28 protein-coding genes are annotated in these 22,720 nt (G+C 73.7%); 16 read left to right on the forward strand and 12 right to left on the reverse strand.

The features are described from left to right. Nucleotides 1–109: 109 nt before the first annotated feature. Entirely contained in the window at nucleotides 110–670 is a 561-nt protein-coding gene (locus K8Z49_RS42545; protein ID WP_021596660.1) for an ArsR/SmtB family transcription factor, read from the reverse strand. 192 nt (nucleotides 671–862) lie between these two features. Between K8Z49_RS42545 and K8Z49_RS42550 the strand changes: the two genes are divergently transcribed. The 10 genes from K8Z49_RS42550 (at nucleotide 863) to K8Z49_RS42595 (ending at nucleotide 9,211) form a co-directional block, all read left to right on the forward strand. Continuing rightward, complete coding sequence (locus K8Z49_RS42550) at nucleotides 863–1,309, forward strand: helix-turn-helix transcriptional regulator (RefSeq protein WP_021596659.1); 447 nt, start codon at nucleotides 863–865, stop codon at nucleotides 1,307–1,309. Between the two features lie 80 nt (nucleotides 1,310–1,389). Further along, entirely contained in the window at nucleotides 1,390–1,734 is a 345-nt protein-coding gene (locus K8Z49_RS42555; protein WP_075019599.1) for an NADH-quinone oxidoreductase subunit A, read from the forward strand. Further along, complete coding sequence (locus K8Z49_RS42560) at nucleotides 1,725–2,591, forward strand: hypothetical protein (RefSeq protein WP_111831779.1); 867 nt, start codon at nucleotides 1,725–1,727, stop codon at nucleotides 2,589–2,591. The genes K8Z49_RS42555 and K8Z49_RS42560 overlap by 10 nt, the downstream gene beginning before the upstream one ends. Then, on the forward strand, nucleotides 2,584–3,447 hold the full coding sequence (locus tag K8Z49_RS42565) for a complex I subunit 1 family protein (protein WP_021596656.1): 864 nt from the start codon (nucleotides 2,584–2,586) through the stop codon (nucleotides 3,445–3,447). Before K8Z49_RS42560 ends, K8Z49_RS42565 begins: the two co-directional genes overlap by 8 nt. A gap of 9 nt (nucleotides 3,448–3,456) precedes the next feature. Continuing rightward, entirely contained in the window at nucleotides 3,457–3,963 is a 507-nt protein-coding gene (locus K8Z49_RS42570) for an NADH-quinone oxidoreductase subunit J (protein WP_111831777.1), read from the forward strand. After that, nucleotides 3,953–4,258 carry an NADH-quinone oxidoreductase subunit NuoK gene (nuoK, locus tag K8Z49_RS42575; protein WP_021596654.1) on the forward strand — a complete coding sequence of 102 codons (306 nt, stop codon included), beginning with the start codon at nucleotides 3,953–3,955 and terminating at the stop codon, nucleotides 4,256–4,258. The genes K8Z49_RS42570 and nuoK overlap by 11 nt, the downstream gene beginning before the upstream one ends. A 52-nt stretch (nucleotides 4,259–4,310) precedes the next feature. Further along, nucleotides 4,311–5,897 carry a proton-conducting transporter membrane subunit gene (locus tag K8Z49_RS42580; RefSeq protein WP_412516829.1) on the forward strand — a complete coding sequence of 529 codons (1,587 nt, stop codon included), beginning with the start codon at nucleotides 4,311–4,313 and terminating at the stop codon, nucleotides 5,895–5,897. Between the two features lie 5 nt (nucleotides 5,898–5,902). After that, a complete protein-coding gene (locus K8Z49_RS42585; RefSeq protein WP_021596652.1) occupies nucleotides 5,903–7,390 on the forward strand; it encodes a complex I subunit 4 family protein in 1,488 nt (495 codons plus the stop codon). Next, nucleotides 7,390–8,754, forward strand: a complete 1,365-nt coding sequence (locus tag K8Z49_RS42590; protein WP_412516830.1) for an NADH-quinone oxidoreductase subunit N — start codon at nucleotides 7,390–7,392, stop codon at nucleotides 8,752–8,754. Before K8Z49_RS42585 ends, K8Z49_RS42590 begins: the two co-directional genes overlap by 1 nt. 46 nt (nucleotides 8,755–8,800) lie before the next feature. Beyond that, a complete protein-coding gene (locus tag K8Z49_RS42595) occupies nucleotides 8,801–9,211 on the forward strand; it encodes a MarR family winged helix-turn-helix transcriptional regulator (protein WP_021596650.1) in 411 nt (136 codons plus the stop codon). Here the strand turns inward: K8Z49_RS42595 and K8Z49_RS42600 are convergent. The 4 genes from K8Z49_RS42600 to K8Z49_RS42615 form a co-directional block, all read right to left on the reverse strand. Continuing rightward, nucleotides 9,192–9,926 (reverse strand): alternative oxidase, encoded by a 735-nt coding sequence (locus K8Z49_RS42600; RefSeq protein ID WP_024935338.1) that lies wholly within the window; start codon nucleotides 9,924–9,926, stop codon nucleotides 9,192–9,194. The genes K8Z49_RS42595 and K8Z49_RS42600 overlap by 20 nt on opposite strands. Before the next feature lie 128 nt (nucleotides 9,927–10,054). Beyond that, the gene (locus K8Z49_RS42605) at nucleotides 10,055–10,987 is read right to left on the reverse strand and encodes a hypothetical protein (protein ID WP_412516831.1); all 933 of its coding nucleotides are present in this window, start codon (nucleotides 10,985–10,987) and stop codon (nucleotides 10,055–10,057) included. A gap of 43 nt (nucleotides 10,988–11,030) precedes the next feature. Beyond that, nucleotides 11,031–11,429, reverse strand: a complete 399-nt coding sequence (locus K8Z49_RS42610) for an NUDIX hydrolase (RefSeq protein WP_177287600.1) — start codon at nucleotides 11,427–11,429, stop codon at nucleotides 11,031–11,033. Nucleotides 11,430–11,455: 26 nt separating this feature from the next. Next, nucleotides 11,456–12,277 carry an S-adenosyl-l-methionine hydroxide adenosyltransferase family protein gene (locus K8Z49_RS42615; RefSeq protein ID WP_412516832.1) on the reverse strand — a complete coding sequence of 274 codons (822 nt, stop codon included), beginning with the start codon at nucleotides 12,275–12,277 and terminating at the stop codon, nucleotides 11,456–11,458. 37 nt (nucleotides 12,278–12,314) lie between these two features. Here K8Z49_RS42615 and K8Z49_RS42620 point away from each other — a divergent pair, with 37 nt between their 5' ends. Further along, the gene (locus K8Z49_RS42620) at nucleotides 12,315–13,226 is read left to right on the forward strand and encodes a LysR family transcriptional regulator (protein WP_412516833.1); all 912 of its coding nucleotides are present in this window, start codon (nucleotides 12,315–12,317) and stop codon (nucleotides 13,224–13,226) included. A gap of 31 nt (nucleotides 13,227–13,257) precedes the next feature. Here the strand turns inward: K8Z49_RS42620 and K8Z49_RS42625 are convergent, their stop codons facing one another. The 5 genes from K8Z49_RS42625 to K8Z49_RS42645 form a co-directional block, all read right to left on the reverse strand. Continuing rightward, on the reverse strand, nucleotides 13,258–13,557 hold the full coding sequence (locus tag K8Z49_RS42625) for a DUF202 domain-containing protein (RefSeq protein WP_021598716.1): 300 nt from the start codon (nucleotides 13,555–13,557) through the stop codon (nucleotides 13,258–13,260). A gap of 7 nt (nucleotides 13,558–13,564) precedes the next feature. Beyond that, nucleotides 13,565–13,954 (reverse strand): YidH family protein, encoded by a 390-nt coding sequence (locus K8Z49_RS42630; RefSeq protein WP_021598715.1) that lies wholly within the window; start codon nucleotides 13,952–13,954, stop codon nucleotides 13,565–13,567. A 62-nt stretch (nucleotides 13,955–14,016) separates the two neighbouring features. After that, a complete protein-coding gene (locus tag K8Z49_RS42635; RefSeq protein ID WP_412516834.1) occupies nucleotides 14,017–14,646 on the reverse strand; it encodes a MerR family transcriptional regulator in 630 nt (209 codons plus the stop codon). Nucleotides 14,647–14,705: 59 nt separating this feature from the next. Beyond that, nucleotides 14,706–17,048 carry a glycoside hydrolase family 3 protein gene (locus K8Z49_RS42640; RefSeq protein WP_412516835.1) on the reverse strand — a complete coding sequence of 781 codons (2,343 nt, stop codon included), beginning with the start codon at nucleotides 17,046–17,048 and terminating at the stop codon, nucleotides 14,706–14,708. A gap of 24 nt (nucleotides 17,049–17,072) precedes the next feature. Further along, complete coding sequence (locus K8Z49_RS42645; RefSeq protein ID WP_021598712.1) at nucleotides 17,073–17,792, reverse strand: IclR family transcriptional regulator; 720 nt, start codon at nucleotides 17,790–17,792, stop codon at nucleotides 17,073–17,075. A 115-nt stretch (nucleotides 17,793–17,907) separates the two neighbouring features. On the opposite strand from K8Z49_RS42645, the gene leuC reads away from it, so the two are divergent. From leuC to K8Z49_RS42665, 4 genes are all read left to right on the forward strand, one after another. Beyond that, nucleotides 17,908–19,353: a 3-isopropylmalate dehydratase large subunit gene (gene leuC / locus K8Z49_RS42650; RefSeq protein ID WP_021598711.1), complete on the forward strand. Its 1,446-nt coding sequence runs from the start codon at nucleotides 17,908–17,910 to the stop codon at nucleotides 19,351–19,353. Nucleotides 19,354–19,363: 10 nt separating this feature from the next. Next, the gene (leuD, locus tag K8Z49_RS42655; protein WP_021598710.1) at nucleotides 19,364–19,951 is read left to right on the forward strand and encodes a 3-isopropylmalate dehydratase small subunit; all 588 of its coding nucleotides are present in this window, start codon (nucleotides 19,364–19,366) and stop codon (nucleotides 19,949–19,951) included. A 143-nt stretch (nucleotides 19,952–20,094) separates the two neighbouring features. After that, nucleotides 20,095–20,319, forward strand: coding sequence for a hypothetical protein (locus K8Z49_RS42660; protein WP_235206418.1), 225 nt, complete (start codon nucleotides 20,095–20,097; stop codon nucleotides 20,317–20,319). A gap of 158 nt (nucleotides 20,320–20,477) precedes the next feature. Next, on the forward strand, nucleotides 20,478–20,756 hold the full coding sequence (locus tag K8Z49_RS42665) for an HU family DNA-binding protein (protein WP_021598708.1): 279 nt from the start codon (nucleotides 20,478–20,480) through the stop codon (nucleotides 20,754–20,756). A 69-nt stretch (nucleotides 20,757–20,825) separates the two neighbouring features. Here the strand turns inward: K8Z49_RS42665 and K8Z49_RS42670 are convergent, their stop codons facing one another. Together K8Z49_RS42670 and cofC are read right to left on the reverse strand one after the other, a co-directional pair. Further along, nucleotides 20,826–21,029: a hypothetical protein gene (locus tag K8Z49_RS42670; RefSeq protein ID WP_021598707.1), complete on the reverse strand. Its 204-nt coding sequence runs from the start codon at nucleotides 21,027–21,029 to the stop codon at nucleotides 20,826–20,828. A 10-nt stretch (nucleotides 21,030–21,039) separates the two neighbouring features. After that, nucleotides 21,040–21,717 carry a 2-phospho-L-lactate guanylyltransferase gene (gene cofC / locus K8Z49_RS42675; RefSeq protein WP_083597140.1) on the reverse strand — a complete coding sequence of 226 codons (678 nt, stop codon included), beginning with the start codon at nucleotides 21,715–21,717 and terminating at the stop codon, nucleotides 21,040–21,042. A 140-nt stretch (nucleotides 21,718–21,857) separates the two neighbouring features. On the opposite strand from cofC, the gene K8Z49_RS42680 reads away from it, so the two are divergent. Continuing rightward, complete coding sequence (locus K8Z49_RS42680) at nucleotides 21,858–22,706, forward strand: lysophospholipid acyltransferase family protein (protein WP_024935332.1); 849 nt, start codon at nucleotides 21,858–21,860, stop codon at nucleotides 22,704–22,706. Nucleotides 22,707–22,720 lie beyond the last annotated feature (14 nt).

The following is a 22,720-nucleotide window of genomic DNA, read 5'->3' on the forward strand; positions in this document are numbered from 1 at the left end:
TGCTCTCCTTTCCGTGGGGGTTCGCGTTGCGTGAGAACACGCCGTTCGGCGTGGTGATGCGGGCTTCCGCCCGCCCGGGCCGCCGAGGGGCAACTCGGCGGTCCGGGCTTCAGACCTCCGGGAACGCCAGGAATCTGGCGTGCAGGGTCCGCGCGTCCGGCGGCGGGTCGCCGTCGGCGCGCTTGTAGCGGTAGAGGAGCGCGATGTACTCCTCGAAGAAGGGGCGCACCTGCTCCGGCGTGAGCGTGATGGTGGAGAACGAGAAGAGCAGGGCGTCCGCCCAGGGGCCCATCCCGTCGCGTTCCCGCATGTAGCGCGTGAGCATCTCCAGCTCGTTCGCGAACTCCAGCCGGGTCAGCTCCTCCACCGCCTCGCGCATGCCCGGTGACTGCTCGCCGTACGGGGGCAGCCGCCGGTCGCCGGGCACCGCCCGCCACCAGCGCTCCCGTCCGCGCGCGAGCTCCGGGACCTCCTCGACGAACCCGTACTTGGCGAGCTGCCGCAGGTGGTAGCTCGTCGAGCCGGTGCTCTCGCCCAGCTCGCGGGCGAGCGTGGTGGACGAGACGGGCCCGCGCCTCATGATCTCGGCGATCCGCTGCCGCAGCGGGTGCGCGAGCAGCCGCACCTGCCGCGGATCGGTGATCACCTCCGGGACCGGTTGCTCCTTCATGGGAGGGACGCTAAGAGTTGCAAAGCCTCTTTGCAATGCCTCATGGCAAAGTTCACCGCAGGGGATGAGGGGCCTGCGACCTGAGAGCCGGACCCGGACTACCCCTGTGGTCCCGGCGCCACGGTTCATGTCCTTGGCTGACGAACGCGAATGTGGTCAACTTAAATCACTGGTGACGGGGGAGGGAGCCGAATGCAGCGCCGAGCCGAGGAAGTGCCGCCCGGGGCGTCGCTCGCCGAGAAGGTCGAGTGGCTGATCCAGAACCTGTGGCCGGCGGAGGACCGGCCGCCGCGCAACAACGTCGAGACGGCCGCCGCCATCGCGCGGGCCACCGGCGAGGACATCTCGTCCACCACCGTGTGGAAGCTGCGCACCGGCCGGCAGGAGAACCCGCAGCTGAAGACGCTGACGGCACTCGCCACGTTCTTCGGCGTGCCGATCGGCTACTTCGGCTTCTCCAGCGAGTCCGACCCGATCGGCGACGATCTGACGCTGAAGGCGCTGCGCCGGGACGTCGAGCACGGCATCATCCGGCCCGAGGTGCTGCGCGCCCTCGTGGACCTGTCCCCGGAGGCGCGCTGGGTCGTGGACGAGATGATCCTCGCCGCCGCCGAGGCGGACCGCGAGCGGCACGCCTGACCGCGCCGGCGATGTTTCGATCACGGGCTGATCAGGTAGAGGCGGACTAGCGCCCGGTCCACCCGTACCCCGGAGGGGCAATGCCTCCGTACGCCGTCGTCCTCTCGGTCCTCGGGCTGGTGGGGGCCGTCGTGGCGGGGGTCTACGCCGTCTCGTTCGTGACGGCGCCCAAGGAGTTCGAGAGCGGGCCGTTCCTGTCGGGGGCGCGGCCGGCGGAGCACGCGCTGTCGCGGTACCACGTGCGCTGGTACACGGTCGCGATGATCTTCCTCGCCTTCGACATGGAGATGGTCTTCATGTACCCGTGGGCGCTCGTCGTCGCGTCGATCGGCGTCAAGGCGGTCGTGGAGATGTTCGTCTTCCTGGCGCTGCTGCTGGTCGGCGTCCTGTACGCCTGGCGGGAGGGGGCGCTGCGGTGGGCCTGAGCCGGTTCGCGGCCCCGCGCCCCCTCGTCGTGCAGGCGGCGGACGGGACGCGGGACCGGCTCGCGGCCGAGGGCGCGCTCCGGTCGCGGGGGTGGCGCCCCGCGCTGTCGCCGGGGGAGACGGGGATGCTCGTGGTGTGCGGGAATCCCGGCCCCGCGCTGGCCGGCGCCATCGATGTCGTGTGGCGGGACATGCCCGAGCCGCGGGTCCTCGCCTCGCCGTCCGACCTGGAGGGGGTCGCCGGCGGTTCTCGGGAGGCGTTGGACCTGGACGCCGGCATGGCCGATCGGGCGGACGACCGGGACGGGTTACGGCTGGACGTCCTGCACGTCCCGCTCGGTCCCGTCCTGCCGTACTGGCCCGCGGGGCTGCGGGTCGACCTGGTGTTGCAGGGGGACGTCGTCCAGGCCGCCGAGGTCACCGCCGTCGACACGGGCGGCGGGACGTTCTGGACGGAGGAGCGGGAGGCGGCCGGGCGTCTCGACAGCGTGTCGCGGCTGTTGCGCGTCGCGGGATGGGAGGCGGCCGCGGACCGCGCGGCCGTCCTGCGGGACGAGGCGTTGAGGGGCGCGCCCGGCGATGCGCTGGCGAGGCGGTTCGCCGCGTTCGCGCGGAAGGTCCGGCGCTCGTGGGCCCTGCGGTGGATGACGCGAGGCGTCGGCGACGTGCAGCGCCGGCTGGACGGGTGGCTGCGGGAGATCGGCGCGTCCCTGGAAGGGCGCCCCTGCCCGCCTCGCGCTCCCTGGGGCGAGGTGCTGGAGGCCATGCCGTCGCTGCTGGAAGGGGCCGAGCTGGCTCAGGCACGGCTGATCGTCGCGAGCCTCGATCCGGATCTCGGGGCGGGCGCCGATGGCTGAGGTCCTCGTGCTCGGGGTGCTCGCGCTCGCGGCGGCCTCGCTGAACGGCGCGCTCGCGGGACGTCCTGCCGAGCCGTTCCGCGAGGCGGCGCGCCTGCTGACCTCGCAGCGGCGTGTCACCGCCGAGTCCGATGTGCTGCTGACCAGGATCGGGGTGATCTCGCTGCCGGTGGCGGCGGCGCTCGCGGCCCTCGTCGTGCCGCTCGGCGGGAGCGCGGCGGTCGGGACGAGCGTCGGCGTCGTCTGGTTCAACGCGATGGAGGTCGTGGCCTGGGCGTCGGTGTGGCTGGCGGGGTGGGGCGTCAACGCGGCGTTCGGGCTGGTCGGCGGGTACCGGTTCCTCGCGCAGGGGCTCGCGTACGAGCTGCCGCACATGTTCGCGCTCATCACCGCGGCGCTCGGCGCCCACTCGCTGGACCTGCGGGTGATCGGCGACGCGCAGGACGGGCTGTGGTTCGCGGTGTGGATGCCGGTCGCGTTCGCCGTCTACCTGGTGTCGGCGGCGGCGATGGCGTTCTGGGGGCCGTTCGGCCACCCCGCCGGCGGCGACGTGGCCGGGGGCGTCCTGGCCGAGCTGTCCGGACCCGACCGGCTCGTCTTCCTGGCGGGACGGTACGGGCTGCTGACGGTGGCCGCGGCCGTCGCCGTGCCGCTGTTCCTCGGCGGCGGGTCCGGTCCGCTGCTGCCGGCGTGGCTGTGGTCGCTGCTGAAGGCGTGCGCCGTCCTCGCCCTCCTGGTGTGGACGCGCAGGCACCTGCCCGTACTGCGCATGGACCGCGCGATGACCGCGGCCTGGACGGTCCTGATCCCCGCCGCCGTGCTGCAGATGCTCGTCGTCGCGATCGTCGTCGTGTGAGGAGGGGCCGTGGAGGCCGTCGCGTTCTGGGTGCTCGCCGTCGCCGCCGTGGGATCCGGCGTCGCCGTGTTCGTCGTGGACTCGATGGCCCGCGCGACGTTCGCGCTGCTGGCGTCGTTCCTGTGCGCCGGGGGCGAGCTGCTGCTGATCGGCCTGCGCTATCTCGGCGTGCTGGTCGTGCTCATGATGATCATGGAGATGCTGGTGATGGCCGTCTTCATGATCATGTTCATGATGAACCCGGCCGGGCTCATGCCGATGGCGATGCGGCACAACACGCGCGGCGCCCTCGCCATCGCCGGGACCGCGTTCGCGGCGCTGGCGGCCGGGGTTTTCACGGTGCCGTGGCCGCAGCGGGAGGGACGGCCGCCGCCCGATCCGGCCGTCGCGCTCGGCGAGGCGATCATGGGGCCGGCGATGCTCGTCATGATGGTGATCGGCGTCGCCATCCTGGCCACCATGATCGCGACCGTGGTGCTGGCCGCGCACCGGGGACGGTACGGCGATGACGCTTGAGACGTTCCTGCTGCTCGCCGCCGCGCTGTTCTGCGTCGGGCTGTTCGGGGCGCTGTCCCAGCAGTCGATCGTGATGCTGATGATGGGCATCGAACTCATGGTCAACGGCGTGGTGGTCGCGGCGGCCGGGTTCTGGTACTGGGTGTCGCCCGGCAGGGCGGACGGGCAGGTCCTGGTGCTCGTCGCGATCACGGTGATGGCCCTGGAGATGGCGATGGGCTTCGCCGTCGTCACCGCCCTGTTCCGGGCGCGTGACGTCGATATGACGGATGACGCCGGGGATCTCCAGGGATGAGCGGAGCGAACCGGGGGGTGTGGGGGGTCGTCCCCCCACAGGGAGATTCGAGGTGAACGTGCTTCCGGGGTGGCCGGGTGGCTTGGCGGTGGACGGGCTCTCCGCCGTGCTGTTGGTGACCCTGGCCGTCGTCCTGGCGGCGGTGCTCGTCCACGCGGCGGGGGAGGGGTTCGGGGCCCGGTTCCACCTGCTGATGCTGCTGTTCGCGGCGGCGATGGCGGTGACGGTCACCGCGACCGATCTGCTCCTGTTGCTGATGGGCTGGGAGGTCATGGGCGCGACGTCGTACGCGCTCATCGGCCACGCGTGGCCGGAGGCGGACCGGGTGCGGTCCGCGAACGTCGCCTTCCTGACCACGCGGGCCGCCGACCTCGGCCTCTACGCGGCGGCGGGTTTCGCCGTGGCCGGAGCGCGTTCGCTGCGGTTCGGCGACCTCGCCGGCGCCGGGGATCCCTGGCGGGACCTCGTCGCGGCCGGTGTCGTCGTCGCCGCGCTGGGGAAGTCGGCGCAGCTGCCCTTCTCGTTCTGGCTGTCCCGGGCGATGGCGGGCCCGAGCCAGGTGTCGGCGCTGCTGCACTCGGCCACGATGGTCGCCGCCGGCGCGTACCTGCTGATGCGGCTGCATCCGCTGCTGGCCGCGACCGGCTGGGCCGCCGGCCTGGTGAGCTGGGCGGGCGCGCTGACCGCGCTGGTCCTGGGGGCCGTCGCGGTGGCGGAGCGCGACCTCAAGCAGCTCCTCGCGGCGTCCACGTGTGCGCAGATCGGCTTCATGGTGCTGGCGGCCGGTGCCGGGGCGGTGGGGGCCGGCGCGGCCCAGCTCGTCGCGCACGCGGCCGTGAAGAGCCTGCTCTTTCTCTGCGCCGGTATGTGGGCCCGGCGCGATCGGGTGGTCGATGTCGCGTTCGGCGTGGGGGCGCTCGCGCTGGCCGGCGTCCCGCCCCTGTCGTTGTGGGTGACGAAGGACGAGGTGCTGGGCGGCGCCGTGGAGCGGTCGGGTGGACTGCTCGCGGCCGGCCTCGCGGCGTCCGTGCTGTCGGCCGTGTACGCGGGCAAGGCCCTGGTGATGCTGCTGCGTCCGTCCGAGGGTCCGCGGGTGCGGACCGTGGAGCGGGTGCCGCTGGTGGCGCTGGCGGTCGCGGCGGCCTCCCTGGGCGTCCTCGGTGTTCCGGCCGTGGCGGACGGCTGGCGGCGCATGCTGGGGGCGGCGGGCGAGGCCGGGCCCGAACCGTGGGTCGTCGTCCTCTCCGGTGCGCTCGCGCTGGTGACGGTCGCCGGGGTGGTGGCGGCCCGGCGGGTTCCTGAACCTGCATGGGCGCTGGACTGGCTGTATCTGGAGCGGGCCGTCACGGTGGGCGTGGTCCGTCCCGCTTTCGCGGCGGCGCGGGCGCTGGCCCGGTTCGACGACCGCGTCGTGGACGGCGCGGTGCGCGGGACCGCGCGGGGCGGGCGAGTCCTGGCCGGGCTCGCCGGGCGTCGCGTCGAGTTCCGCGTGGACGGGCTGGTCGGCGCGGTCGGGTCCGCGGCCCGGGTCCTGGCCGCGCTGGCACGGCGGCCTCAGACCGGGCAGGTCCACCTGTACTACGCCCAGGCCGCGGTGGTGCTCGCGGTGCTCGTCGTCGTCGCGCTGCTGGCCGGGTGAGCGGGATGCTGACGCTGGTCATCTTCCTGCCGCTGGCGGTCGCGTGCGCGCTCCCCGCCGTCCCGCGACGCGCGGTGCCCTGGGTATGGATCGGCGCCTGCGTCGTCGAGGTCGCGCTCGTCGCCGGCCTGTGGGCGGTGCACGGGACCCGCGCCGGGGTCTCGTCCGAGACGGACGTGCGGTGGATCCCGTCCGTCCGGGCCGGCTACCACGTCGGCGTGGACGGCCTGTCGCTGCCGCTGCTGGCGCTCACCGCCGTCCTGTTCGCGGCCTGCGCGGTGTACTCGCTGCGGCAGGAGCACCGGGTGCGGGCGTTCGCGATCCTTTTCCTGTTCCTGGAAACGGTGTGCCTGGGGTTGTTCGCGGCGCTCGACCTCCTGCTGTTCTTCGTCTTCTTCGACCTGTCGATCGCCGGCATGTACTTCGTGATCCTGCTGTGGGGGCACGGCGACCGATCACGGTCGGCGCTGAAGTTCTTCCTGTACACGTTTCTGGGCTCACTCGTCCTGCTGCTGGGCTTCATCGGCCTCTACCTGGGCGCCGACCCGAACACGTTCGACATGGTCGAGCTGGCCCGCACGCCTCCCCTGGAGGGGTCGCCGGGCCTGGCCGGCCTGACGCTCCTCGCCATCGGCATCGGGCTCGGGATCAAGACGCCGGTCGTCCCGTTCCACACCTGGCTGCCTCCCGCGCACACCGACGCGCCCGCCGCCGGGTCGGCGATCCTCGCGGGGGTCATGCTGAAGATGGGCACGTACGGGCTCGTCCGGATCGCCATGCCGATGCTCCCCGACGCGTGGCGGCGCTACGCCCTCGTGGCGCTGGTCGTCGGCCTGGTGAGCGTTCTGTACGGGGCGCTGGTGGCGCTCGCGCAGGAGAACGTGAAGCGGCTCGTCGCGTACACGTCCGTGAACCACATGGGGTACATCGTCCTGGCCCTGGGCGCGGCGGGGTACGCGTCCGGCGGCGCGGACGCCCGGCGGCTCGCCGTGACCGGCGCGGTCACGCAGATGGTCAGCCACGGCCTCGTCACCGGCGCGCTGTTCCTGCTGTGCGGGGTGCTGTACGACCGCGCCGGAAGCTACGACCTCGGACAGTTCGGCGGCATCGCCGGAGGTGCCCCCGTGCTCGCCTGGCTGACCGGGCTGGCCGCGTTCGCCTCGCTCGGGCTGCCGGGCCTGTCCGGGTTCATCGCCGAGTTCCAGATCTTCGCCGGGACGATCGGCGGCGGCGCGGCGGCGACGGCGGTCACCGGCGCCCTCGCCGTGCTCGGCATCCTGATCACGGCCGCGCTGTTCCTGCGCGTCCTGCACCGGGCCGTCCTCGGGCCGCCCGGCGAGCTGACCCCGCTGGTCGGCGACGTGCGGTGGCCCGAGCTGGCGGCGCTCGCCCCGCTGCTGGCCCTCTCGGTGCTGATCGGCGTCGCGCCGCGCGTGCTGCTCGACACGATCGAGCCGCTGTCGGCGGCCGTCGTCGCGCTGGTGGGACGGTGATGAACGAGAACCCCGCCGACCTCGCCCCCGAGCTGTGCGTGCTCGCCGCCGCCGTCCTCGGGCTGGTCTACGGGATGTTCCTGCCCCGCGCCCGGCAGCGGCGCGTCGCGGTCGTCTGCGCGGCGGGGCTCGCCGCGGGCCTGGCCGCCTCCGTGGTCGCGGTGGCCGGCGCCGACCTGATGGCCTTCGGCTCCTTCGCCGTCGACCCGATCACGCACGTCACCCGGATCGCCGTGCTCGGCTCGACGCTGCCGGTCGTGGTGCTCGCCGCCGGGCGGGTGCGCGGGCATCCGAGGGAGAGCGAGCACTACGTCCTGATCCTGCTGTCGGCGCTCGGGACGATGGTGCTGGGCGCTTCGGCCGACCTGCTCGTGGTGGTCGCCGCGTACCTGCTGGCGAGCCTGCCCGCCTACGCGCTCGCCGGGTTCGGCAAGGACGCGGCCGGGACCGAGGCCGCGCTCAAGTACTACCTGATGGGCGCGCTGCTCGGCGTGCTCATGCTCGGCGGGGTGACGCTGCTGTCCGGGGTGGGGCGCGGCACGGCGTATCCGGTGCTGCGGGCCGGGCTGGCGGAGGCGCCCCCGGCGGCGGTCGCGGCGGGTCTCGTCGCGCTGCTCGCGGGGCTGCTGTTCAAGGCGGGCGCCGTCCCCGGCCACTTCTGGGTGCCGGACGTCACCGAGGGCGCCCCGCCGGCCGTCGCCGCCTACGTCACGACCGTCCCGAAGATCGGCGCGCTGGCCGCCCTCTACCGGTTCGGAGCCGAGACCCTGCCGGACGGCCGGCCCGTGCTCCTCGCGGTCGTCGCGGCGGCCACGATGACGCTCGGCAACCTCGCCGCCTTCGCGCAGGACAACGTCCGGCGGCTGCTGGCGTACTCGACCGTCGCCCAGGCGGGCTACCTCCTCGTCCCGGTCGCCATGGCGGACCGCAGCGACCTGGCCCAGCCCGCGCTGCTCTACTACCTCGGCGCCTACGCGGTGACGAACGTGGGCGCCTTCGCGGTCGTCCTGGCCACCGGCCGGGACGACCTGGGCGGCTACGCCGGGCTGATGCGCGGCTCCCCCCTCCTCGGCCTGTCCCTCGTCGTCTGCCTCCTCGGGTTCGTCGGCACGCCGCCGACCGCCGTGTTCGTCGGGAAGGTCCTGATGTTCGGCGCGGCCGTCGACGGCGGCCACGTCTGGCTCGCCGCGGTCGCGGCCGTGAACACGGTCGCGAGCGTCTTCTACTACCTGCGCTGGATCGTCCCGCTGTTCCGGCGGCCGGCGCGCCGGGCGCGCCCGGCGCGCGGGGCGTCCGCGGTCGCCGTGACCGCCGCCCTGGCCTCGGTGGCCCTCGGCATCGGCAGCGGCCTTGTTCTGCCCTGATCGGGAATGGTGACCCCGGGGAGCCGGACGACCTGGAGGATTCGGCATGGACGACCTGGTGAGGCTGCTGGCCCGGGCGGACAAGCTGCTGCGGGCCGCCTCGGACGCGGCGATGAGCGAGCACGGGGTGCGCGTCGGGCAGAACCTCGTCCTGGAGGCCCTGTGGGAGCGGGACGGCCTCACGCCCGGCGAGGTCGCCGCGCGGCTCGGCCTGACCACCCCGACGATCGTCAACACCGCCACCCGGATGGAGGCCGCCGGCCTCGTGGTGCGGCGGCGCGACCCGGCCGACGCCCGGCTGGTCCGGCTGTACCTCACCGGCAAGGCCCTGCGGGCGCGGGAACCCGTCGAAGAGGCGCGGCGGCGGCTCGAGGAGCGAGTCGCCGCCGCGCTGTCGGAGGAGGAGCGGCGTCACGTCCGCACCGCCCTGGAGAAGATCATCGAGGAGCTGGCGTAGGCGCGTCCTGGAAGCGGGGCGCCCGCATGTTCACCAGGCTGTCGAGCTTGTGGATCCGCTCGTCGTGGCCGATCTGGCGGAGCAGGTCCGCCACGGTGTCGTACCGGCCGTACTCCCCGGCGTACGTCGTGGGGGCGGCCACGTGCTCCAGCTCGGGATGCTCCGCCACGTAGGACATGTACTCGTGCTCGGCGTGGTCCTCGAAGTCGGCGTTGAGCCGGTAGCTCAGCTCGGGCCGCACCAGGAACAGCAGCCACGACACGTGGTAGTAGAAGAACGCCACGAGCCACGGTGCCAGCCGGTGCAGCAGGAACGACTGCTTCACGCCGTCCCGCTGGACGAGGTCCTGCAGGATCAGCAGGTGCCACTGCTCGTTGTCCTGCTCCTCGCGCGTCTCGACGATCCGCTCGTACACGCGCTTGGCGAGCGCCGAGCGGCGGCGGTGCCGCGACAGCGAGAGGTAGCCCATGCGCTCCCACGCCTGGTACGGGACGCGGGCGATGAACTCCAGCATCGTGAACTTCACGAGCGTGCGCTCGCGGCCGTAGACCAGGTCCATCTGCTTGAACAGCATCCGGGCGAGCAGCCCGTACTTCAGCCGCGGGCTTTCGAGGGTCTCGATCTGGGCGGCGCGCAGCTCCAGCGGCGTGAGCTTCGGCGGGCCGGCGTGGACGGGGGCGTCGGGGCGGGTGAGGGTCTGCGTCGTGTTCGTCATGGGGAAGATGCTGGGTGCACGGTCCGTGCCCGGGCATCCGCCGCCGAGCGACACCTCCCCTACAGCGCCCCGATCATCGGCCGGCGCCTCCGGTACCGCCCGGGGAGTAAGGGCGACCCTGAGACCGTCTAAGGGGCGTACCGGCGGGCGAGCGTGCGGAACGCGAGTTTCGGCGCGAAGTGCCCGGTCTGCTCGTAGCCGAGGCCCGAGTCCGGCGGAAGCACCTTGACCAGGGAGAACCCCGCCATGTCGAGGTCCTGGCCCGGGTCGGGCGAGTACGGGGCACCGGGGTCGATGAAGTTGTAGGCGAACGCGCCGTGCAGCCTTTCGGCCTCGTAGAGGTCCAGCAGCTCGGAGATGTAGCGGGCCTGCTCCTGTTCGTCCCGGACGTACCCCGGCGGGACGACGGGCGGGTTCCGCGTCCAGTCCACGATGTCGAACCCCATGCCGCCGCGGTCGCCCGCGCCCCGGTAGGTGCAGCAGCCGAACTCGGTGATGACGACGGGCTTGCCGAACCGGTGCAGGGCGCGGACGTTCCGGGCGTAGGTCGCCTCGTTCGACTCGTCCCGGTAGAGGTCGACGCCGACCACGTCGAAGCCGCGCCAGTCCACCTCCTCCCACTCGCCGGACGTGTAGGTCAGGCGTCCGCCGAACAGCGGCCGGACGGTCGTGAGCGCCCGCCGGAGGAATGCGTTCAGCCGCTCGTTGTAGCCGGCGGCCGCCGGAGTGCCGAGGTTCGCGCCCCGCTCCATCCAGTCCTCGCCGGGCACGAGCCCCGCCATGAAGATGGTCAGCTCGCAGCCGACCGAGATGCCGACGCCGGGATGCGCGCGGCGGAGCCGTTCGGCCTCGCGGGCGACGGACGCGAGGAACCGCAGCGTCGTCCGGGCGTCCCGGTCGAACTGGCGCGCCTCCAGCCACACGAACATCCCCTCGTCCGCCGCGCAGCGCGCCGCGAGCATGAGGCGCCGCAGGTCGGAGCCGAGGATGATGACCGCGTTGCAGTGCAGGTCGCGGCGGATCGCCCGCATCTCGCGCCGGACGTACGCGGGCTTCCACACCTCGCGCTCGGTGTCGTAGTCGACGCCGCGCCGAAGGTCGGTGTCAGGCGAGCAGGCCGTGCCGCGCGGCGAGGTCCAGCGCGGCCCGCGCCGCCGGGGCGAGCAGGTGCCGCTCCCCCCGGCTCACGTAGACGTACTCGTCCACCTCGCCGGTCGCCGCCATCGCGCCCCGGAAAGCGGCCGTGAAGCATGCCATGCGCACGTGGACGAAGTCGGGCTGGTCGTGCGCCGGGGCCCGGACGACGCCGAGCTCCCGGAAGGACGTCCGGTCGAGTTCGAGATCCAGCTCCTCGCGGATCTCCCGGGACAGTGCCGACCAGTCGTCCTCGCCCGGTTCGCGCTTACCGCCGGGGAGGTAGAGCAGGTCGCGTCCCCGCGCGCGGACCGCGAGCATCCGGCCGTCCGACACCTGGATCCAAGCGACGACATCGAGATCTTCCACGGTGATCAGTGTCCCCCACGCGGGCGTCATGGGGAGATCGCGCGCAGGGTGAGGGTCCGCACACCGCCGAGACCGAGGGCGGTGGCGGCCGAGCCCTGGTTCACGGCCAGGCCCACCCAGCCGGACGAGTCGATCCACACCAGCGGGTCGCCCGGCGCGACGCCGCCGAAGGTCTCCTCGAACGTGACCCGGACGCCTCCGGGGGCGGGGTCGTCCCAGGCGATGTCCAGCGGGGTTCCCGGCGGCAGCTCGCCGAACGCCGCCGCCAGGTCGCCGCGCTCGGCGCCGAGGACGAGGCTGCCGAAGCGGTCGGTGTAGAGCACCGGGACGGTCAGCTCCCCGTCGCCCACCGCCGGCGGCGGGACGTCCAGCGGCAGCGGCTCCGCCCGCGCGCCGAGCTCGGCGACGTCGGCCCCGGCGGCGATGTGCGCGGCGGCGGGGGAGAAGATATCGCGGCCGTGGAACGAGGCCGACACCTCCGGCAGCCGGTAGGCGGGGTTCTCCAGGGCGTGCGCGCGCACGACGCCGCCGAGCCTCCCGGCGGCCGGGACGAGCAGGCCGTTGTCGGGCCCGACCAGGACGTCCCCGCGCCCGGTCTCGATCGCGAGGGGCAGCCGCGGCGTGCCGACGCCCGGGTCGACGATGCCGACGTGCACGCCCACCGGGAAGTACGGCAGCGCCTGCCGCAGCAGCATCGCGCCCTCGCGGACGTCGAACGGCGTGATCTCGTCGCTGAGCACGAGCACCGTCGCCGCCGGGGCGATGGTGTGGACGACGCCCGCGCAGATCGCGGTGTACGCCGCGCCGAAGTCGGTGGCGAGGCTGACGAAGGGCCGGCTCCCGGGCATGCGGCGATGCTATCGACGTGCCCGTATGCTCCGGAGCGTGCGCGCCGAAGCCCTCGATCCCGTCCTGCTGCGGACGTTCGTCGCCGTCGCCGACCTCGGCTCGTTCACCGCCGCCGCTGCCGCCGAGGGGTACACGCAGTCGGCCGTCTCCCGGCAGATCGCGGCGCTGGAGGACGTGTGCGGGGTGGAGCTGTTCGCGCGCGGGGCCCGGGGCGTCCGCCCGACCCCGGCCGCGGAGTACCTGCTGCCGCACGCGCGCGGCCTCCTCGACCGGCTCGCCGACACCGCCCGCGCGCTCGACGGGCTGCGCCGCCTCGACACCGGGACGCTGCGGCTCGGCGCGTTCCCCACCGCGAACGTCGTGCTCGTCCCGCGCGCCCTCGCCCGGTTCCGGGCCCGCCATCCGGGCGTCCGGCCGCTGCTGCGCGAGGGCACGACGGAGCGGCTGCTGCCGATGCTGGAGGCCGGCGACCTCGACGTCGCGCTGGTCAGCACGCACAAGATCCCCTCGATCGCCGCCGACGACCTGGTGACCCTGCTGGAGGACGTCCTGCTCGTCGCGCTGCCGGACGGCCACCGGCTCGCCGCGCGGGAGCGGATCCGGCTGGCCGACCTGGCCGGCGAGCCGTGGATCGTGGCCGACGACCCGGCGGCGATCGCCGCGCTGCGCGCCCGCTGCGAGACCGCCGGGTTCGTCCCGCAGACGCCGCTGCGGGTCGCCGCGTGGGTCTCCAAGCTGGGCCTGGTCGCGGAGGGGTTCGGCGTCACGCTCGTCCCGGCGCTGGCCGCCACCGCGATGGCGCGGGACGGGGTGGTGCTGCGCGCCGTCTCGGCCGGGCGGCCGCGGCGGACGGTCTACGCGGCGGTGGGACGGCACGCGCGCAGGTCCCCGGCCGTCACCGCGTTCCTGGCGGACCTGGGGGACGTCGCGGGCGATCTGCGGCCGTAGGGGCCCGGCGGCACGGCCTCAGAGGGTGAACTCAGAGGGTGAAGAGGACGGCGACCGCGGCCAGCAGGATCGTCAGCCCCGTCGCGATCAGGACCGAGACCGGGTCGGCCGCGCCGCCCTCCGGAAGGCCGCGGCGGGCGCGGAAACCGGTCCGGTTGCGGCGGAGCATCAGCGCGGCACTGCCGCAGACGACGGCCGCCGCGCCGGCCGCCGCCGCCGTCGAGGGGGCGAGCCGGACGCACAGCAGGCCCGCGGCGATCAGCGAGAGCGTCGTGCGGGACCAGGCCAGCGAGGTCCGCTCGGGCTGCGCTCCCGGGTCCCGCAGTCTCACCGGCCGGTCACCGGGTGGCCAGCAGGGCGCCGAGCAGGACGACCGCGGCGACCGCCAGGCCGTAGGAGATGACCGGGGCCAGGACCGGCGGCGGGAGGGTCTCGGACCGGCGCAGGGCGCGTTCGGTGCGCAGCCAGCGGCGGAACGCCAGGGCCGCCACGGCGGCGCCCGCCGCGGCGAAGCCGGCGGCGACGCCGACGCGCAGCGGCGCGTCGATCAGGTCACCGGCGAGGGAGAGGCCGACCCCCGCCGCGATCAGCGCCAGGGCCGTCCGGATCCACGCCAGGAACGTGCGCTCGTTGGCGAGGGTGAAGCGCGGATCGGGGTCGCTGCCTTCGGCGAGCAGGCGGTCGGTCCACCTGCCGCCGGCGGGGTCCGGGGGCTGGGTCGCGGTCATCGCCGTCCATCATAGGCGACGAAAACACACCCAATTCCTCGGAAATGCCTGGTAGGAAGGGGTCAGGGGCGGCCGAAGCGGCGGGCCGAGGCGTCCTCCAGGGCGAGCCGGTGCAGGGCGGTGAAGACCTGCTCGTACAGGACGGTGGAGACGATCAGCGTGTGGACGGTCCGGGCCCGGGGCGTGCCCTCGGCGACCCGGCCGGCCTCGTGCTCGGAGATCTCCCGTGCGGCGCTCACGTAGGGGCGCAGGTCCTTGAGCGTGATCGGGAAGCCGAGGCGGCGCAGCGCCACGAACGTGTGCGCGAGCAGGTCGCGGGCCGGGGCGTGCTCGCCGACCGTCCAGCCGAGCTCGCGGACGAGCGCGTCCACGTCCTCGCGGGCGGCGCGCCAGTGCGGGTCGTGCGGGGCGGTGGCGTGCGGGCCGATCGCGTGCTGGGCGGTGGCGACGAGGTCGTGCAGGCCGGCGCGGTCGTCCTCGACGGCCTCGATGATCTGCTGGATCGCCGCCACCGGGAGGTCGCCGACCTCGCGCAGCGCGCTGATCAGCCGGAGCCGCTCCAGGTGGCGGCCGTCGTACTCGGCGCGGGTCGCGCTCACCGCCGAGCCCTTCGGCAGCAGTCCCTCCCGGATGTAGAACTTGATCGTCTGGACCGTGAGCCCGCTTCGATCGCTGAGCTCGGAGATCTGCACCGTGGCACCCCCTTGACGCGGGGTCAAAGGTAGCGAGGTCAGAGCGCCTGCGACCGGCGTTATCCCAGGTCTGTCCAAGTTGTGCTGGTTTGGAGGTCCGCCGCCGAACGGCCCGCCCGGAAGGCGCGCGGGGCGGGCAGCCGCTCGTCCGGCGTGATCGCGACCGTGACCGAGGCGCCGGCCGCGGCCTCGGCGACGGCGAAGCCCGCGAGCCGCACCGCCCCGCCGTACAGCGCGTAGAGCTGGACGACCTCCCGGCCGGCCCTGCTCCCTGTGTTGCGGACCGTCACCTCCGCGACATCGCCCGAGAACGCGAGCGACTCGTAGTCCCACGTCGTGTAGCCCAGCCCATGCCCGAACGGGTAGGCGACCTGCGCGGGCGTGTAGTGCCGGTAGCCGATCACGGTGCCCTCCGCGTAGTCGAGAGTGCCGTCCTCGGACGGGATCGGGGACAGGACGCCGTCCTCGGACGCGGGGAGCGTCGTCGGCAGCCGCCCGCCGGGCTCGGCGGCGCCGGTGAGGACGTCGGCGATCGCGTCGCCGCCCTCCTGCCCTGGCAGCCATGCCCACAGGACGGCCGCGACCTCGTCCCGCCACGGCATCAGCACCGGCGCGCCCGCGTTGACGACGACGATCGTGCGGGGGTTGGCGGCGGCGACGGCGGAGACCAGCTCGTCCTGGCGGCCGGGGAGGGCGAGGGACGTCCGGTCGAAGCCCTCGCTCTCCACCTCGTCGTTCGTCCCGACGACCACGACCGCGGCGTCGGCGTCCCGGGCGGCGGCCACGGCCGCGGCGAGTTCCTCGTCCTCGGACGGGTGCGGCTCGTGGTAGCCGAGGCCGAACGACGCCCCGAACCGGCTGGGGGCGCGGGAATGGCGCAGCTCCACCGGCACGGGCACTCCCGCAGGCAGGTCCGCCTCCACGCGGTGCTCCGGCGGGCGCAGCATCCCCTCCACGGGATCGCCGCCGTCGAGGGACAGCGTGACCGCCGTGGTCGCCTCGCCCACCCGCAGCTCGTACTCGCCGGTCCCGGTGACCGCGAACGTCTGGACGCCGTCCGCGGCCGGCGTCACCCGCGCGCGGAGGACGATCCGCGCCGTGCCCTCGGGCACACCGCCGAGGAGCACGAAGCGCGTGGCCATGCGGTGCTCGGAGACGAGCAGCACGTCGTCGCCGTCGAGGAAGTCCAGGCGGACGCCGGGTTCGCCCGTCTCCGGATCGGCCGTCAGGCCGAGCGGCAGGGGAGCCAGGCGCGTATGCGAGTGGACGCCCGCCCGGACCACCAGCTCCGTGCCGTCCCCGAGCGCCCGCCGGAGGCCCTCGACCGGGGTCACGACGCGGGCGGGTTCGACGTGCGCGCTGCCGCCGCCCTGGGCGCTGAACCGGACGGCGTTCGGGCCGAGGACGGCGATCCTGCGCGGCGAGTTCAGAGGCAGCGCCCCGTCTTCGTTCCGAAGCAGCACGGCCGCCCTGACAGCCACCTCACGCAGCCGGTCGCGGGCATCGGGAGGCGTCGTCACCGGGGGCGGCTCGGGGAACCCGTCGAGCGCGCCGACCCGCGCGGCCAGCCGCAGGACCCGCAGGACCTTGTCGTCGATCAGGGCTTCGGCGACCTCGCCGTCCCGGACGGCGGCGACGAGCCTGGCCCGCCACGGGCTCCGCGGCAGGCCCGGCATCTCCAGGTCCATGCCCGCGTTCGCGCTCGGCGCGGTCGAGCGGATCGCCGTCCAGTCCGAGACGACCACGCCGTCGAACCCCCAGCGCTCCTTCAGCACGCCGGTCAGCAGCGGCCGGTTCTCGGTCATGGACGCGCCGTTGACCCCGTTGTACGCGGCCATCACCGCCCAGGCGCCGGCCCGCACCGCCTCCTCGAACGGGCGCAGGTACAGCTCATCGAGCGCGTCGTCGCCGATGCGCGCGTCGTAGGACCTCCGGGCGGTCTCGGAGTCGTTGCCGACGAAATGCTTGACCGTCGCCGCGACGCCCGCCGACTGGACGCCCCGGACGAACGCTGCGCCGATGCGGGCGGTGAGCAGCGGGTCCTCGGAGTAGTTCTCGAAGTGCCGCCCGCCGAGCGGCGTCCGGTGCAGGTTGACCGTCGGCGCGAGCTGGACGTGCACGCCCTTGTCGCGCGCCTGGGCGCCGTTGAGCCGCCCGACGCGCTCCGCGAGCGCCGGGTCCCACGTCGCCGCGAGCGCGGACGGGTTCGGGAACAGCAGGCTCGGCGCGCGCTCGTCCCAGGCGGTGCCGCGGACGCCGCTCGGACCGTCCGACATCACGATCCGCCGCAGCCCGATCTTCGGCAGCGGGCGCAGCGTCCAGAATCCGTCGCCGGTGAGGAGGTGGACCTTCTCCTCAAGGCTGAGGTCCGCGAGACGGGCGCGCAGGCGGGAGTCGTCCATCCGCCGAGCCTATGCCGGGGGCGGTCAGGACGCCGTGCGGCGCATCCCCTCGGAGATCTTCTCCGCCGCGGCGGCGACGGGCCCGGCGTGCAGGCGGCCGGGGGAGCGGGTCAGGCGTTCGAGGGGGCCCGACACCGAGACGGCGGCGATCACCCGCCCGCCGGCGCCGCGGACCGGCGCCGAGACCGAGCCGACGCCCTGCTCGCGCTCCCCGACGCTCTGCGCCCAGCCCCGGCGCCGGACGGAGGCGAGCGTCGTGGCCTCGAACTTGGCGCCGCGCAGCCCGCGGTGCAGCCGGTCGGGCTCCTCCCAGGCCAGCAGGACCTGCGCGGCCGAGCCGGCCGTCATCGGGAGCGCGGCGCCCACCGGGATCGTGTCGCGCAGGCCGCTGGTGCGCTCGGCGGCGGCCACGCAGACCCGGACGTCCCCCTGGCGGCGGAACAGCGACGCGCTCTCGCCGGTCAGGTCGCGCAGCTGGGCCAGGATGGGCTGCGCGATGGCGAGCAGCCGGTCCTCGCCCGCCGCGACCGCCAGCTCGGCGAGCCGGGGCCCGAGGATGAACCGCCCCTGCGTGTCGCGGTGCACGAGGCGGTGGTGCTCCAGCGCGACGGCCAGCCGGTGGGCGGTGGGGCGGGCCAGCCCGGTCGTCTGGACGAGCTGGGCGAGCGAGGCCGGGCCGGCCTCCAGCGCGTTCAGGACGAGAACCGCTTTGTCAAGTACGCCGACTCCGCTAGAGTTGTCCATGTCTTGATATTGCCGTCTCGTAATTTGAGATGCAAGTCGAGGTCACAGGGACCACGGGTGCGCCGCCCGGACCGCGGGCGGCGCGCCGACGATCATTACAGGTGAGGTGAAGGTGATGGGCCGAACACTGGCCGAGAAGGTGTACGACGCGCACGTCGTACGGCGAGCCGAGGGTGAGCCGGACCTCCTCTACATCGACCTGCACCTGGTCCACGAGGTCACCAGCCCGCAGGCGTTCGACGGGCTGCGGATGGCCGGCCGCCAGGTCCGCCGCCCCGACCTCACGATCGCCACCGAGGACCACAACGTCCCGACCACGGACCTGCTCAAGCCGATCGCCGACCCGGTGTCGCGCACCCAGGTCGAGACGCTCCGCAAGAACTGCTCCGACTTCGGGATCCGGCTGCACCCGATGGGCGACGACGGCCAGGGCATCGTGCACGTCATCGGCCCGCAGCTCGGCCTCACCCAGCCCGGCATGACCGTCGTGTGCGGCGACTCGCACACCTCCACGCACGGCGCGTTCGGCGCGCTCGCCTTCGGCATCGGCACCAGCGAGGTCGAGCACGTCCTCGCCACCCAGACGCTGCCGCAGATCCAGCCGAAGACGATGGCCGTGACCGTGAACGGCGCGCTGCCCGAGGGCGTCACCGCCAAGGACCTCATCCTGGCGATCATCGCGCGGATCGGCACCGGCGGCGGCCAGGGCCACATCATCGAGTACCGCGGCGAGGCCGTGCGGTCGCTGTCGATGGAAGGTCGCATGACGGTCTGCAACATGTCCATCGAGGCCGGCGCCCGCGCCGGGATGATCGCTCCGGACGAGACCACGTTCGAGTACCTCAAGGGCCGTCCGCACGCGCCCTCACACGCTGTTGCCGGGGGGTCTGGGGGGTCGTCCCCCCAGAATGAGAACGCCGAGGAGTGGGACAAGGCCGTCGAGTACTGGACGTCCCTGCGCACCGACGACGACGCGGTCTTCGACAAGGAGGTCGTGATCGACGCGTCCGAGCTGACGCCGTTCGTCACGTGGGGCACCAACCCGGGCCAGGGGCTGCCGCTCGCCGAGTCCGTCCCGGACCCGGCGTCCATCGACGACCCGGTCAAGCGGCAGAACGCCGAGCGGGCGCTGGAGTACATGGGCCTCACCGCCGGGACGCGGCTGCGCGACATCGAGGTCGACACCGTCTTCGTCGGCTCCTGCACCAACGGCCGCATCGAGGACCTGCGCGCCGTCGCGGGCGTCCTCAAGGGCCGCAGGGTCGCCGACGGCGTCCGGATGCTCGTCGTCCCCGGCTCGATGAAGGTCAAGAAGCAGGCCGAGGAGGAGGGCCTCGACGCGGTCATCTCCGCGTCCGGCGCCGAGTGGCGCGAGGCGGGCTGCTCGATGTGCCTGGCGATGAACCCCGACAAGCTCACGCCCGGCGAGCGCAGCGCCTCCACGTCCAACCGCAACTTCGAGGGCCGGCAGGGACCCGGCGGCCGCACCCACCTGGTGTCGCCCGCCGTCGCCGCCGCCACCGCAGTCACCGGCCGCCTGACTGCCCCCGCCGACCTGTAAGGACATCGCGATGGAAGCGTTCACCACCTACACCGGGCGCGCGGTGCCGCTGCGCCGCAGCAACGTCGACACCGACCAGATCATCCCCGCCGTGTGGCTGAAGCAGGTCAGCCGCACCGGGTTCGACAAGGGCCTGTTCTCCGCCTGGCGGGAGGACCCGGACTTCGTCCTCAACCGGCCCCAGTACGAGGGTGCCGGGATCCTCGTGGCCGGACCCGACTTCGGCACCGGATCGTCCCGCGAGCACGCCGTCTGGGCGCTGCAGCAGTACGGCTTCCGCGTCGTGATCGCCTCGCGCTTCGGCGACATCTTCCGCAACAACTCCACCAAGATGGGGCTGCTGCCGGTCGTCCTCACCGACGAGCAGGTCGAGGCGCTGCAGGACGCGGCCGAGAAGGACCCCGCCCTGGAGATCACCGTCGACCTGGAGAAGCGCGAGGTCCGCTGGGGCGCCGACGTCGCCTCCTTCGAGATCGACGACTACACCCGCTGGCGGCTCATGGAGGGCCTGGACGACATCGGCCTGACCCTCCGCCACGCCGACGCCATCACCGAGTTCGAGTCCGCCCGCAACCCGCTCCTCCCCACCACCGCGTAGGCGCCGCCCACCAGGCCCGGCCCGTCCGAACCGGTGGGCCGGGCCTTCGGCGACCCCTGGTAAGCGGACGTGGACGCCACACAGGGACAATTACCTTAGTGTGCAGGGACGTCCGACCGTATGGGGGAAGCCAATTGGGCACCGTGCCTTGGGCCGGGCCGGAGTGGGACGATCCGGCTCTGACTCGGCTCGCGCGGCAGTTGCGTGACGCTCACCGGGCCGTGGCGCCGCTCCCTCCGCAGGACCGGCAGCGGCTCATCCGGCACCTGCTGGCGATCACCGATCTGGCGAAACGGGACGCCGAACTGGCCGCCCGCAGGCTGGACGCGTTCCTCGCCGATTTTCAAGACGGCCCCGACGTCGGTTAGCGTGCGCAGTGACCGGATCCGGTCCGGTCGCCCGGCGAGACGGGGGCGAGGCCGACAAAAACGCCAGCGACACGCCAACTCGTGCGTGCAGGTGATTGTGTCCTTGCTGAGGGTCCCTTAGTTTCGTTCGGGCAAGGGGGGAACTAGAGGAGTAACCCATGAACAAGCGTGAGCTGGTCGACGCCATCTCTGACCGGCTGGGCAGCAAGAAGGCCGCAGCCGAGGCCGTCGACGCCATCCTGGAGGCGATCCAGAACGCCGTCGCCAAGGGCGACAAGGTCGCCATCACCGGGTTCGGTTCGTTCGAGAAGGCCGACCGGCCTGCCCGTACGGCCCGCAACCCCGCAACGGGCAAGACCATCGAGGTTCCCGCGACGTCCGTGCCGAAGTTCAAGGCGGGCGCCGACTTCAAGAACCTGGTGGCCGGCAAGAAGTAGCCGCACCGCGCCAGCGCTCGGGACCGTGCCAAAAGCCGGTCCCGGGCGCTGCCGCTTTGTTCGGGCCGGTCAGGACGGGAGCGGGAAGGTCGACAGGGTCACCACCGTGACCCGGTCCCCGTCCGTCGCGAGGTTCACCCGCTGGCCGAACCGCAGCAGCCGCAGCCCGCCCGCGGCGAACGCGTCCGCGTCGAACGGCAGCTCCGTCCCGTCGTCGAGCAGCACGCTCCCGGTCCGCGTCTCCGCGTCGAACGCCTTCACCGTCCCCTGCATGACCGGAACTCTAGGCCAACGACGGCAGCCGGGACGCGACCTCGGTGGTGCGGGGGCCGGCGCCGAGGGCCAGGGCGGCGCGGAGGTCGCCGGGGGTGTCGACGTCGCGGCGGACGCTGTCGGTCCCGGGCAGCGCGATCTCGCGGGCGCCGCGGGCGCGGTGCGCGGCCCGCGACTCGCCGCCGAACGCGGGGGAGAACGGGACGCCCGGCCGGGCCGTGTACAGCGTCGTGCCGACACCGGCCGCGTCCGGGACGAACGCCTCCGGCACGGCCCCGGCGGCGTCGAGGACGCGGCCGAGCTCGCCCGGCCGCAGCGCGGGCAGGTCGGCCGACAGCGCCCCGACCCCCGCGTCGGGGGCCAGCTCGCGGCCCCGGCCCGCGCCGTGGACCAGGGCCGGGTTCAGGCCCGCGTCCGGGACGTCCGGCACGATCGTGGCGCCGAGCGCGGCCAGCTCGGCGGCGGGAAGGGGGTCGTCGGTGACGACGATCACGCCGCGGACCCGGTCGCAGCGCAGCGCCGCGGCGACCGTGTCGGCCGCCACCGCGAGCGCGAGCGCCTCCCGGTGCGGGCCCGCGGCCGCGGACATGCGGGTCTTGGCCTTGGCGAGGACCTTCACGGGGACGATGAGCGACCACCGGAGGGAGGGCGTGCCGGGCGCCGGCATGGACGGTGCTGGTGTAGACATGGCAACTCGACACTATGCGCACGCAACCGCGACACTTGAGGACACCCCACGTTCACCCGGGGGACGGATAGAGGAGGGGGCGTCTTATGAGCGAAGGGAAGCGGGGCGCGCGGGGGGCCGTCACCTCGCAGGGAGCGCGGATGGGCCACGCGTATTCGCCGGCATGGCGCAGGCTCACGATCGTCATCCTGCGCCCGCTGCTGTTCGGGCTGCTCAAGCGGGACTGGCGCGGGCGCGGCAACGTGCCCGGGAAGGGCGGCGTCATCATCGCCGCCAACCACATCTCCGAATCCGACCCTCTCGCGCTCGCGCACTTCGTCTACGAGGCGGGCCGCTACCCGGTCTACCTGGCCAAGTCCACGCTGTTCGACGTGAGGTTCATCGGCGGCGTGCTGCGCGGCACCGGCCAGATCCCCGTCTACCGCGACCGCGCCGACGCGGCCCTCGCCCTCGAGGACGCCGAGAAGGCGCTGCTGGACGGCGAGTGCCTGATGTTCTACCCGGAGGGCAGCTGCACCCGTGACCCCGAGCTGTGGCCGATGACCGGGCAGACCGGGGTCGCGCGGATGGCGCTGACGACCGGCGCCAAGGTCGTCCCCGTGGCGAGCTGGGGCGCGCACGAGCTCATGCCGTACAAGAAGGGCGAGCAGAAGGGGCTGGCGGGCAGCCTGAAGAAGGGCTTCCATCCGCTGCCCCGCAAGACGATGAAGGTGATCGCCGGGCCGCCGGTCGACCTGTCGGAGTACGAGGGGCGCCCGCTCGACCGGGAGACGCTGCGGGCCGCCACCGACGACATCATGACCGCGATCACCGGGCTGCTCGGCGAGCTGCGCGGCGAGGAGCCGCCCGCGGAGCGCTACGACCACCACAGGGTGCTCGAAGAGCGCCGCGGCGCCGCCGCCGGGCCCGCGGTCCCCGAGCCCGCGCCGCCGGCCGAGGCGGAGTCCGGCGGGCGGCGGGCCGCGGAGCCGAAGGCGGCCGACTCGTGACCTTCCGTACCGCG

This window comes from Actinomadura madurae (genome assembly GCF_047130825.1).
In the GTDB taxonomy this organism is placed as follows: Bacteria; Actinomycetota; Actinomycetes; order Streptosporangiales; family Streptosporangiaceae; genus Spirillospora; species Spirillospora madurae.

Bases quoted from the DNA above. Each gene is read 5' to 3' on its own strand.
- K8Z49_RS42545 (WP_021596660.1), bottom strand. From the start codon at position 670: ATGAAGGAGCAACCGGTCCCGGAGGTGATCACCGATCCGCGGCAGGTG.
- K8Z49_RS42550 (WP_021596659.1), top strand. From the start codon at position 863: ATGCAGCGCCGAGCCGAGGAAGTGCCGCCCGGGGCGTCGCTCGCCGAG.
- K8Z49_RS42555 (WP_075019599.1), top strand. From the start codon at position 1,390: ATGCCTCCGTACGCCGTCGTCCTCTCGGTCCTCGGGCTGGTGGGGGCC.
- K8Z49_RS42565 (WP_021596656.1), top strand. From the start codon at position 2,584: ATGGCTGAGGTCCTCGTGCTCGGGGTGCTCGCGCTCGCGGCGGCCTCG.
- nuoK (WP_021596654.1), top strand. From the start codon at position 3,953: ATGACGCTTGAGACGTTCCTGCTGCTCGCCGCCGCGCTGTTCTGCGTC.
- K8Z49_RS42585 (WP_021596652.1), top strand. From the start codon at position 5,903: ATGCTGACGCTGGTCATCTTCCTGCCGCTGGCGGTCGCGTGCGCGCTC.
- K8Z49_RS42590 (WP_412516830.1), top strand. From the start codon at position 7,390: ATGAACGAGAACCCCGCCGACCTCGCCCCCGAGCTGTGCGTGCTCGCC.
- K8Z49_RS42595 (WP_021596650.1), top strand. From the start codon at position 8,801: ATGGACGACCTGGTGAGGCTGCTGGCCCGGGCGGACAAGCTGCTGCGG.
- K8Z49_RS42600 (WP_024935338.1), bottom strand. From the start codon at position 9,926: ATGACGAACACGACGCAGACCCTCACCCGCCCCGACGCCCCCGTCCAC.
- K8Z49_RS42615 (WP_412516832.1), bottom strand. From the start codon at position 12,277: ATGCCCGGGAGCCGGCCCTTCGTCAGCCTCGCCACCGACTTCGGCGCG.
- K8Z49_RS42630 (WP_021598715.1), bottom strand. From the start codon at position 13,954: ATGACCGCGACCCAGCCCCCGGACCCCGCCGGCGGCAGGTGGACCGAC.
- K8Z49_RS42640 (WP_412516835.1), bottom strand. From the start codon at position 17,048: ATGGACGACTCCCGCCTGCGCGCCCGTCTCGCGGACCTCAGCCTTGAG.
- K8Z49_RS42645 (WP_021598712.1), bottom strand. From the start codon at position 17,792: ATGGACAACTCTAGCGGAGTCGGCGTACTTGACAAAGCGGTTCTCGTC.
- leuC (WP_021598711.1), top strand. From the start codon at position 17,908: ATGGGCCGAACACTGGCCGAGAAGGTGTACGACGCGCACGTCGTACGG.
- leuD (WP_021598710.1), top strand. From the start codon at position 19,364: ATGGAAGCGTTCACCACCTACACCGGGCGCGCGGTGCCGCTGCGCCGC.
- K8Z49_RS42665 (WP_021598708.1), top strand. From the start codon at position 20,478: ATGAACAAGCGTGAGCTGGTCGACGCCATCTCTGACCGGCTGGGCAGC.
- K8Z49_RS42670 (WP_021598707.1), bottom strand. From the start codon at position 21,029: ATGCAGGGGACGGTGAAGGCGTTCGACGCGGAGACGCGGACCGGGAGC.
- cofC (WP_083597140.1), bottom strand. From the start codon at position 21,717: ATGTCTACACCAGCACCGTCCATGCCGGCGCCCGGCACGCCCTCCCTC.
- K8Z49_RS42680 (WP_024935332.1), top strand. From the start codon at position 21,858: ATGGGCCACGCGTATTCGCCGGCATGGCGCAGGCTCACGATCGTCATC.